This window comes from Streptomyces pathocidini (assembly GCF_001418495.1).
Taxonomy (GTDB): domain Bacteria; phylum Actinomycetota; class Actinomycetes; order Streptomycetales; family Streptomycetaceae; genus Streptomyces; species Streptomyces pathocidini.
Map to the genome: position 1 here is coordinate 1 of NZ_LIQY01000347.1, position 9793 is coordinate 9793.

A 9793-nucleotide genomic window follows, 5' to 3' on the forward strand; every position below is an offset into this window, starting at 1 on the left:
CCCCCTCCGCGCCCAGTAGCCCGTACGCCCCCTGCCACGCCACCCACGCCACGTGCCGGTCCGGTGCGGCCGCGCTGCCGCGTGCCGTCTCCTTCGTCGCGCGCTCGACCAACTCAGCCCATTCGTCCGGGACTTCGATTAGCAGTGCCAGCCGCGCCCGGACGTCCGCGCTGCGCTTGGTGTCGTGGGTGGACAGGACGGTGCCGGTCAGGGGCCAGTCGTGCTGGAGCGCGGAGCAGAAGGCGTGGAACTCCCCGGGCGACACCGCGGGGTGGCCCGGCTCGCCGCCTACCTCTCCGGCCGACAGCAGCGGCACGTATCGGTAAAACGCCTTGTCCTCGATCGACTTGGCCCGCAGCGCCGAGGACGTCTGGGCGAACCGGGCGCAGAACGCGGCGTGTTCGGGCGACGTACCGGCGAGCCCCAGCGCCAGATCCCGTACGAGATCCACGGCCTCCGCCTCCTCCGGTACGGCGAAGGCGGACCGTGCCCCTTCTGCCGCCGCCCGGATCAGCTCCGCGTCGCCCTCCGTCACCTCCTCGCCCACCACCGCGTACGGCCGGTACACCGGCACCCGCACGAGCAGTTCGCGGATCGCGGCCTCCAGCGCCCACCTCGCGTGGTCCCGGAGCGCGCGGTCGGCCGCGCAGATGCGGGTCGCCAGACGTGTCAGCCAGGAGACCTCGGCGGCCAGCTCGCGGGTCACGACCTCGTACGCGGCCGCGCTGGCCGTCGCCGCCCAGTCGCCGCCGCGGTCGGGCGGCTGGGCGGTGAAACCTCGGTAGGCGGCGAGGAGTTCGGCCTCTCCGGCCGGGTCCACGAAGAGCCCGTCGATGCGGCGCAGCGCGTCGTAGCCCGTCGTCCCGGCCACCGGCCAGTTGCCGGGCAACTGCTCCTCGCCGGTGAGGATCTTCTCGACGACCGTCCATCGCCCGCCCGCCGCCTCGTCCAGCCGCCGCAGGTAGGCCGCGGGGTCGGCGAGCCCGTCCGGGTGGTCGATCCGCAGCCCGTCCACCACGCCCTCGCGCAGCAGCTGGAGCACTTTCGCGTGCGTCGCCTCGAACACCTCCGGGTCCTCCACGCGTACGCCGATGAGGCCCGAGATGGTGAAGAACCGCCGGTAGTTCAGCTCGGTGCGGGCCAGCCGCCACCAGGCGAGCCGGTACCACTGGGCGTCCAGCAGCTCCGGCAGCGGCAGGTGGGCGGTGCCGGGGCGCACCGGGAAGGCGTGGTCGTGGTAGCGCACCACGTCCCCGTCCAGCCGGAGGTCGGCCAGCTCGGCGCCGAGGCGCCCGCCGAGGACCGGCAGCAGCACCCGCCCGCCGTGCCGCTCCCAGTCGATGTCGAACCAGCGGGCGTAACGGGACTCCGGCCCCTCCCGCAGCACCTCCCACAGCGGCCGGTTCAGCCACTCCGGCGTGGGCACCGCCATGTGGTTGGGCACGATGTCGAGCACCAGGCCGAGCCCGTGCCCCCGCGCCGTACGGGACAGTGCCCGCAGTCCTTCCTCCCCGCCCAGCTCGGCCCGTACGGCCGTGTGGTCCACCACGTCGTACCCGTGCGCCGACCTCGGAACGGCCTCCAGCACCGGCGATAGATGCAGGTGCGACACCCCGAGCGAGGCCAGATACGGCACGGCCTCGGCGGCGGCGGAGAAGGGGAAGGCAGGCTGGATCTGGAGACGGTAGGTGGCGGTGGGGGCGGACGGCGGCTTATGCGTCATGGATACGGCTCCACGCCCCGGCGCGGGCTTTCCGCACCGGGGCGTGCAGACAGGTGCCGGTTTCGCGCAGTCGGGGCAGGCGCATGTCCACCCGGGGCCGCTCGCCCGCTCGACGTGGCGCGCACGGGAAACTCGGTGACTGGCGACCCAGCCGCGCCCTCCCCGGCGAGAACGCCTCAGCTCGCGGTCACGCCCAGGTGAGGCGTTGCCCGTTGGGGCCGACGTGCAGCCGCATACGGTCGGCGGGCGGGCGTCCGTCCGCCTGCCACTGGGTCACGCGTTGGGTGATCTCGTCCCACAGGCGCGCCGTGCCGCCCTGTCGGACCATCCACCGCGCGTCGTCCTGGAAGAGGACCGCCCACGCCTCGGCGTCCACGTCGATCACGACGTGTTCCGTCCGGCCGTCGCGCACCAAGGTGAGCCGCTGTGCGCGCGGCGCGGCGAACTGCGCGACGAACCGGGCCGTCCAGTCGTCGAGCACATCCGCGCCCAATACGGCGGGAACCGCGTCGCCCTCGCTGAGGTTCGGCAGGATGCCCGGCGGGGGCGGAAGGTGGGGGCGGGCCAGCATGAACGAGACCTGTCCGCCGAGTACCGGGCCGCTGGCCGTTTCGTCGTCGGCGACCGTGAGCCGTACGAGTTCGGATGCGTGCATCCATCCGCCGACCGTGACCAGGATCTCACCGCCGGGCCGGGTCTGCGCGAGCCAGTCAATCGGCACCGTGTGCACGCCGCACGTGGCGATCACGCGGTCATACGGGCTGCCCTCCTTGTAGCCCGCCAGTCCGTCACCGACCACGCGGGCGGGCCAGTACCCGGCGCCCGCGAGCGCGATCCCGGCACGGGCGGACACCTCGGCGTCGACCTCGACCGTGGTCACGTTGTCCTCGCCGACGACATGGCATAGCAGTGCGGTTGAGTAGCCCGTGCCCGTGCCGATCTCCAGAACGCGCGTCCCCTCGGTTGCCCGCAGGTCTTCGAGCATCCGCACTACCAGGCTCGGCAGGGTGGACGATGACGAGGGGGCCGCGGCGATGCGCCCCTCGACCTGGTCGGGGAAGACGCCCCCGGCGACCTGCGTCACGAGGGTGTCGTCTTCGTAGATCCGCGCGAGTCCTTCCGGGGAGTCTCCGGCTGCGGGCCGGTACCAGCCGCCGTCTTCGTACTCGAACCAGCCGCGTGAGAGAAATGCCTCGCGGGGCACGGACATGACGGCCGCTTCCCATTCCGGCCTGCGCAAAGCACCGGTCTTGGACAGGCGCTGCGCGAGGTCGGCCCGTAGGTGTTTCGACTGCAAGGGGTCACTCATGCCGGCTCGCTCCGTTCTCCAACAGGTCTGCGATTGCGGTGGTGATCGGGAGTCCGACCGCGTCTTCGAGCCATGCCCATTGGCCGTTGGGGTTGCACTCCAGGAACCACCATCCGCCATCCGTGGTCACGGCGAAGTCGAAGGCGCCGAAGTTCAGCCCGAAGTCTGCGAGGAACCGCAACAACGCCCCGTGTATCTCCTCCGGGCAGGCGACCGGCTCATAGGTGAGGCTCTGATATTCGGCTCTCCAGTCCACGACTCCGGGCGGCGCGGTGATTCGCGCGCTGAACACCTGCTCGCCGACGACGACCGCTCGCACGTCCGCCACCTTGGGCACCTGCGCTTGGAACAGGTGCGCACTCTGGCTCACCGCGCCGTCGACCTCGCCCGCCTCGACCGGGGCGGCCCAGATTCCGGCGGGCTCGCCCCCGACCTCGTACGCCCCCGCGTGCAACGGCTTGTAGATCGTGGGCTGTTCGGCGCAGAACGCCTTGGCCTCCCCCGGGTCGTTCGTGATCAGGGTGGCCGGGACCGTGAGCCCTACCTTGGTCGCCGCGTCCAACTGCGCGGGCTTGTACTCCGCCCGCGCGATGGCCTGCGGGTGGCTCACGTACAGGCACCCCGGCAGCGCGCCCAGCACGCCGCCCAGGCCGCGCCGGTTCTCCTGAGCGGCGAACCGGGCCGCCTGCTCGCCGCTACCCGTCGGGTAGGGGCTCGGCCGACGGTGGTAGAGGGCGCGTGCGGTGGAAAGGTCGGCTGTACGCTCCCCGACCGTCAGCCGCCCGTGCAATCCTCCCTCAGACTTCGTCCGGGATGTGCCCCCAGCCCCGATGCGTGCGGCGAGCACCGTGGGCGCCGGGAAGTCGCGCCCCGGGTCGAACCGGAGGACGGGCACCCGGCGCCGGTTCAGTTCCGCGATGACCAGATCAGCGGTTGCGTCTTCGTACTCCGTGCAGACCAGCACCGGGCGTCCGTCCATGGCGCTACCCCCTAGTCCTGTGTCGCGTCGTGGCCGGAGTCGGCATCTACCTTGCCGTCCTTGCCGACCTGCGTGGGCGGGTAGGTGTTCACGCTCGTTCCGTGCTTGCCGAGTTCGGCCGGCGCCATCGCTCCGTCCTCCCCGACCCACCGGCCGGTTTGCGTGGCCGGGTCAATGCCCGCGTACCGCCACGGCGAGGGAGAACCGTTGCGCAGCGGAGCCATACGGCGCAGCCCCCACGGGACTGGTGCGGCGGTCTCCATGCCTGCGAGGCTCGTTTGCACATCTCCTCCTTGATCGATTCGTACGGTGGTTTCGTGCGGGACCCGCCCCGGTTGGCGCCCGGCCTGGCCAGAGGTTGCGGGCGGATGATCCAACCGGGGCGGGGTGGTTCCCGCTCCCCTGCCGGGGGCTTTCGGTGTGGGAGAACCGTCAACAGTCATCCCTGGCAGGGGGCGGAGTCTTCACAGGTAGATCTGTCGTTTGCAGTCCCGGCAGTAGGTCTTGCCCTCGCGCTTCTCGGTCTGCCGGTGCTCACACGTCTTGGTCTCGGTCATGGCGCCACCCCTACGGGCAGGGCCGCGGCAGACAGGAAACGGCCCCGGCGGGGCGCGCGGTGACGGCCGCTGGAACCCTCCGTGGGCAGGGGGCGCGGCGAGGGCGCATGGGCGGGCACAGCGAGCGTGGCGGGCAGCGCGGCGCGGTCACCGTGCCCGTCCCGGTCGTGCGCCTGGATGCGCACCATGTGGTCGAGCTCCGCGATGCACGGGCCGCAGGCGTACGCGTCGCCCGTCGCACCGGGCGTGGTCACCGAGCCGACCCACAGCACCGCCACGCCCGCACGGCGGCAGAACAGCCAACACGCCCCCGTCAGCCACGCGTTACCGTCGCCGACCTGCGCGACCAACGGCCACGCGTCGCGCCACGGACGCTCACCGGCCGGAACGAACATCACGCCGCCCCCTTCTCGATGACGGCCGCGAGGGCGAGAGCGACGCTCGGCGGACACCGCCCGAGGTCGACCAGAGGACGAGGGACCGCATCCGCGTACGTGGCCGCGTCCACCTGAAGCGACGGGAGTCGGAGCCCGGCGCGTTCGAGCGCCACCGCGAGCGCGTCGCGCGCCTCCTCGGCTTCTCGTGCCTTCCCGACCGTGTGTCGCTGCGTCGTCATGGCTTCCGTTCCGTCCAGTCAACCCCTGCGTGCCATACGGAGGTTGGACTACTGTGCGTGTTCCGGGCACTACGAGCATGGACCCGGAACAGGGGACGAACACCGCCGCCGAGCGGTACTTCACCGGCTGCGCGACGGTACTTCCACACCTTCCACGGAGGAGCACGTCATGCCGCCGAGACGGGTGGTCACGGGTCGAAGCCAGGAACCACGACGACGGTTCGTCGAAGAGCTCCGGTTACTCCGGGCACAGAGCGGCGACAGTCTGCGCAGGCTCGGCGAAGTCCTCGGCTGGGACTGGTCGCTGTTCGGCAAGATGGAGAGCGGCGAGACCCTCGGCGGGCCCGAGGTGGTGCAGGCGCTCGACCAGCACTACGGGACGGGGAACCTGCTGCTCACACTCTGGGAACTCGCCTTGGGTGATCCCACGCAGTTCAAGGAGCAGTACCGCCGGTACATGTCCTTGGAGGCTGAGGCGGTGAGCCTCTGGCAATACTCCGTGAGCGCACCGCCTGGCCTGCTCCAGACCAGCGGGTATGCGCGGGCGGCGCTGCAGGCAGGTGGCCTGTGGGGCGAGGAGCTGAACCAGCAGGTCGACGCGCGCACAGGGCGTAGGAAGCTACTGGAGGGCGCGGGCGCACCGCCGTTCCGCGCGATCCTGTCCGAAGCGGCGCTGCGCACGTCGCAGCCCAGCGCTCAGGGGTGGCGGGAACAGCTGGAACACCTGGTGGAGATGGCCGACCGGCCGAACGTCACCATCCAGGTGCTGCCGTTCACTGCCGGGCTGCACGGCCTGATGAACACCGACGTGATGTTCCTGCGGCTGCGGGACAACCGCACCGTCGCCTACACCGAGAACGACGTACGGGGCGAACTGATGGAAGAAAACGATGCGGTTGAGGGCCTGCAGCGCAGATATGATGCGATGCGCGACCTCGCGCTGTCCCCGGCGGAATCGCGAAAGCTCATCTTGCGGATGTTGGAGGAAGTTCCGTGCGAGCCATCGACCTGAGCAACGTGACGTGGCGCAAGTCCAGCTACAGCAACACCGACGGCGGCAACTGCATCGAGGTCTCCGACGACTTCCTGAGCGCCGCCACCTGGCGTAAGTCCTCGTACAGCAATACCGATGGCGGCGAGTGCGTCGAGGTCTCCGACGACTTCCCCGCCGTCGTCCCCGTACGCGACAGCAAGGACCCGCACGGCCCCGCCCTCGTCTTCGAGTCGGGCGCGTGGTCATCGTTCGTCGACGCCGTCAAGGGTGGAGAGTTCTCCGCCTGAGTACCGCACCAGATCCCGCATGACAACGGCCCCGCATGACGACGGGGCCGTCGTCATGCGGGCCACCGCGCGACAGCCCGGCGCCGACAAACGGTCGTCCCCGCCGTCGGCGCCCGAGGCGCTACGCCGGGCGCTGGAGCACGGTGAGGCTGCGGTCGATCAGCGTCAGGGAGTCGCCCGCCTTCACCTTGCGGCCCGCGCCCGGCTCCACCCCGTCCGCCAGGGCTGTGTCGACGACGACCTGCCACTGGCGGCCGTGGTTGACCGGCACCACGAAGTCCCTCGGCTGGTCGCTCGCGTTGAACATCAGCAGGAACGAGTCGTCCTTGATCCGTTCCCCGCGCGGCCCCGGCTCGGAGATCGCGTGCCCGTTGAGGAAGACCGTCAGCGAGCGCGCGGACGCCGCCTGCCAGTCCCGCTGTGTCATCTCCTCGCCCTCGGGCGTGAACCAGGCGATGTCCGACAGCTCGTCGTGCGTGCCCTCCACCGGCCTGCCGTGGAAGAAGCGGCGGCGCCGGAACACCGGGTGGTCGCGGCGCAGCCACACCATGGCGCGGGTGAACTCCAGCAGCCTGCGGTCATCGTCCGGCAGCGGCCAGGCCACCCACGCCAGCTCGTTGTCCTGGCAGTACGCGTTGTTGTTGCCGTACTGCGTGCGCCCGAACTCGTCGCCGTGGCTGAGCATCGGCACGCCCTGGGACAGCATCAGCGTCGCGATGAAGTTCCGCTGCTGCCGGCCGCGCAGCGACAGCACCCCGAGGTCGTCGGTCTCGCCCTCGGCTCCGCAGTTCCAGGACCGGTTGTGGCTCTCGCCGTCCCGGTTGTCCTCGCCGTTGGCGTCGTTGTGCTTCTGGTCGTAGCTGACCAGGTCCCGCAGGGTGAACCCGTCGTGGCAGGTGACGAAGTTGATGGAGGCGTTGGGCCGCCGCCCGTCGTCCTGGTAGAGGTCGGAGGAGCCGGTGAGGCGGGAGGCGAACTCGGCGAGCGTGCGCGGCTCGCCGCGCCACAGGTCCCGCACCGTGTCGCGGTACTTGCCGTTCCACTCGGTCCACAGCGGCGGGAAGTTCCCCACCTGGTAGCCGCCCTCGCCCAGGTCCCAGGGCTCGGCGATCAGCTTCACCTGGCTGACGACCGGGTCCTGCTGCACCAGGTCGAAGAACGAGGACAGCCGGTCCACCTCGTGGAACTGCCGGGCCAGCGTCGCCGCCAGGTCGAAGCGGAAGCCGTCCACGTGCATCTCGGTCACCCAGTACCGCAGCGAGTCCATGATCAGCTGGAGCACGTGCGGGCTCCGCATCAGCAGGGAGTTCCCGGTCCCGGTGGTGTCCATGTAGTAGCGCTGGTCCTCGGCGAGCCGGTAGTACGAGGCGTTGTCCAGGCCCCGGAAGGACAGCGTCGGACCGAGGTGGTTGCCCTCGGCCGTGTGGTTGTAGACCACGTCGAGGATGACCTCGATGCCCGCCTGGTGCAGCGCCCGCACCGCCGACTTGAACTCCAGCACCTGCTGGCCCCGGTCGCCCCAGGACGCGTACGCGTTGTGGGGGGCGAAGAAGCCGATGGTGTTGTAGCCCCAGTAGTTCGCCATCCCGGCGTCCACCAGCCGGTTGTCGTGCACGAACTGGTGCACCGGCATCAGCTCCAGCGCGGTGACGCCCAGCTCCGTGAGGTGCTCGATGACGGCGGGGTGGGCCAGCGCCGCGTACGTGCCGCGCAGCTCCTCCGGCAGCGCCGGGTGCAGCATCGTCAGGCCCTTCACATGGGCCTCGTACAGCACGGTGCGGTGGTAATCGGTGCGCGGCGGCCGGTCGTCGCCCCAGTCGAAGTACGGGTTGACCACGACCGAGGCCATCGTGTGCGGCGCGGAGTCCAGGTCGTTGCGCTCGCCGGGCCGCCCGAAGGGGTAGCCGTAGACGGCCTCGTCCCAGTCGATCTCGCCGCTCATGGCGCGCGCGTACGGGTCGAGCAGCAGTTTCGCCGAGTTGCAGCGGTGCCCGCGCGCCGGCTCGTACGGGCCGTGGACGCGGAAGCCGTACCGCTGCCCGGGCATGATCCCGGGCAGGTAGGCGTGGCGCACGAACGCGTCGGACTCGCGCAGCTCCACCGCGGTCTCCGAGCCGTCGTCGTGCAGCAGGCACAGCTCGATCCGGTGCGCGGCCTCGGAGAACACCGCGAAGTTGGTCCCTGCGCCGTCGTAAGTGGCGCCGAGAGGGTAAGCCTGTCCCGGCCACACCTGCATGATGTCGACTCTTCCCCAATCAGCGGACTTGCGGGGCTCTTTCGTCAGATCTTCCTGGATGGTCAGATCTTCCTGGATAGGAGGGAAACCTCCTACGACAACGGCTGGTCCTAACGGGTGACCGCGGAATCCGCCGCCGCGGGGCCGCCCATCGTACGAGTGAACGTTTCTCTCCCCTCCCGCGCGCCCTCTCGACCCCGGGTGGGCCTCTCAACTCGGCCGATTCCGCGGGCCTCTCCGACCAACCCGCCGACGGCTGAGGAGAGTTGGTGGACGAGTCAACCGATGAGGATGCACGGTGCGCTACCACGCAGTACCCTTCCTTGATCGTGGATGGGGGCGGAAGGGTCGTCGGGGGCGGAAAAGGCAGCCGGGGCGGTTGTTGAAGCGGCCGCCGCGCGGTCGTCGGAGCGCGGGAAGCGCGGAAGGTTCGGGGGGCGGAAGGCGGTGCGCAGGTGAGCTCGGGCGGCGGACTGGAGCTGCCCCCTGGTGACGGCGGCCGGCAGGGCGATCCCGGAGACGTCCCCCCGGGCGCGGTGTCCCTGGCGCGGCCGATGGAGATCGGAGCCGAGCTGGACTGGGGTGCGGAGGCCTGGAGCGAGGTGCGCACCCGCGCCCGGCGGGCCGGCCGCGCCTACATCTGGCTGAACCTGGTCGAGCAGCGCCTGCGGGCCGTCGTGGCCGCCGTCCTGCGGCCCGTCTACGAACCGGTGCACGGCGACGAGTGGGTGGTCGCCGCCGCGGGGCCCGCCGGACACGAGTGGGTGCAGCGCGCCGTGGCCGTACGAGAGGTGAGCCGGCGCAAGGGCTACCTGCTCGACCCGGCCGACGACAACGTCCTCAGCTTCCTGACCCTGCCGCAGCTGCGCGAGCTGATCGTGCAGCACTGGCCCTGCTTCGAGCCCTACCTGGACGACCGGCGCGACCTCGAACTCGCCCTGGACGAACTGGAGGTGGCGCGCAACGTCGTCTCCCGCAACCGCGCGCTCTCCGAGACCGTCCTCGCCCAGGCCGAGCGGGCCTCCGCACGGCTGCTGGAGATCCTGGGCAGCGGGGCGTCCTCGCCGTCCGCCGACCGGCTGCCGGTCGACG

General features: G+C 70.9%; 10 protein-coding genes. 3 read left to right on the forward strand and 7 right to left on the reverse strand.

Annotation, left to right across the window (positions count from 1 at the left end; genetic code table 11):
- From treY to AOK16_RS16930, 6 genes are all read right to left on the reverse strand, one after another.
- Positions 1-1723 (reverse strand): malto-oligosyltrehalose synthase (gene treY, locus AOK16_RS16905; RefSeq protein ID WP_055473077.1); only part of this gene is annotated, 1723 nt, incomplete at its 3' end.
- A gap of 187 nt (positions 1724-1910) precedes the next feature.
- Complete coding sequence (gene tgmC / locus AOK16_RS16910; RefSeq protein WP_055473078.1) at positions 1911-3032, reverse strand: ATP-grasp peptide maturase system methyltransferase; 1122 nt, start codon at positions 3030-3032, stop codon at positions 1911-1913.
- Entirely contained in the window at positions 3025-4011 is a 987-nt protein-coding gene (gene tgmB / locus AOK16_RS16915) for an ATP-grasp ribosomal peptide maturase (protein ID WP_055473079.1), read from the reverse strand. The genes tgmC and tgmB overlap by 8 nt, the downstream gene beginning before the upstream one ends.
- An 11-nt stretch (positions 4012-4022) precedes the next feature.
- Complete coding sequence (tgmA, locus tag AOK16_RS16920; protein ID WP_240483610.1) at positions 4023-4295, reverse strand: putative ATP-grasp-modified RiPP; 273 nt, start codon at positions 4293-4295, stop codon at positions 4023-4025.
- A 269-nt stretch (positions 4296-4564) separates the two neighbouring features.
- Positions 4565-4963: a hypothetical protein gene (locus AOK16_RS25780; protein ID WP_240483611.1), complete on the reverse strand. Its 399-nt coding sequence runs from the start codon at positions 4961-4963 to the stop codon at positions 4565-4567.
- Entirely contained in the window at positions 4963-5184 is a 222-nt protein-coding gene (locus AOK16_RS16930; RefSeq protein ID WP_055473081.1) for a hypothetical protein, read from the reverse strand. The genes AOK16_RS25780 and AOK16_RS16930 overlap by 1 nt, the downstream gene beginning before the upstream one ends.
- Before the next feature lie 169 nt (positions 5185-5353).
- Here AOK16_RS16930 and AOK16_RS16935 point away from each other — a divergent pair, with 169 nt between their 5' ends.
- Both AOK16_RS16935 and AOK16_RS16940 read left to right on the forward strand, forming a co-directional pair.
- Positions 5354-6196, forward strand: a complete 843-nt coding sequence (locus AOK16_RS16935; RefSeq protein ID WP_055473082.1) for a helix-turn-helix domain-containing protein — start codon at positions 5354-5356, stop codon at positions 6194-6196.
- Complete coding sequence (locus AOK16_RS16940) at positions 6178-6465, forward strand: DUF397 domain-containing protein (RefSeq protein WP_055473083.1); 288 nt, start codon at positions 6178-6180, stop codon at positions 6463-6465. Before AOK16_RS16935 ends, AOK16_RS16940 begins: the two co-directional genes overlap by 19 nt.
- A gap of 121 nt (positions 6466-6586) precedes the next feature.
- On the opposite strand, the gene glgX is transcribed toward AOK16_RS16940, so the two are convergent.
- Complete coding sequence (gene glgX, locus AOK16_RS16945; RefSeq protein ID WP_055473084.1) at positions 6587-8701, reverse strand: glycogen debranching protein GlgX; 2115 nt, start codon at positions 8699-8701, stop codon at positions 6587-6589.
- A 455-nt stretch (positions 8702-9156) separates the two neighbouring features.
- Between glgX and AOK16_RS16950 the strand changes: the two genes are divergently transcribed.
- Positions 9157-9793, forward strand: a 637-nt coding sequence (locus AOK16_RS16950) for an SAV2148 family HEPN domain-containing protein (RefSeq protein ID WP_240483612.1), incomplete at its 3' end; no start/stop codon positions are given.

Coding starts and splice junctions, on each gene's coding strand:
- tgmC (WP_055473078.1), bottom strand. CDS start 3,032: ATGAGTGACCCCTTGCAGTCGAAACACCTACGGGCCGACCTCGCGCAG.
- glgX (WP_055473084.1), bottom strand. CDS start 8,701: ATGCAGGTGTGGCCGGGACAGGCTTACCCTCTCGGCGCCACTTACGAC.
- tgmB (WP_055473079.1), bottom strand. CDS start 4,011: ATGGACGGACGCCCGGTGCTGGTCTGCACGGAGTACGAAGACGCAACC.
- AOK16_RS16935 (WP_055473082.1), top strand. CDS start 5,354: ATGCCGCCGAGACGGGTGGTCACGGGTCGAAGCCAGGAACCACGACGA.
- AOK16_RS16930 (WP_055473081.1), bottom strand. CDS start 5,184: ATGACGACGCAGCGACACACGGTCGGGAAGGCACGAGAAGCCGAGGAG.
- AOK16_RS25780 (WP_240483611.1), bottom strand. CDS start 4,963: ATGTTCGTTCCGGCCGGTGAGCGTCCGTGGCGCGACGCGTGGCCGTTG.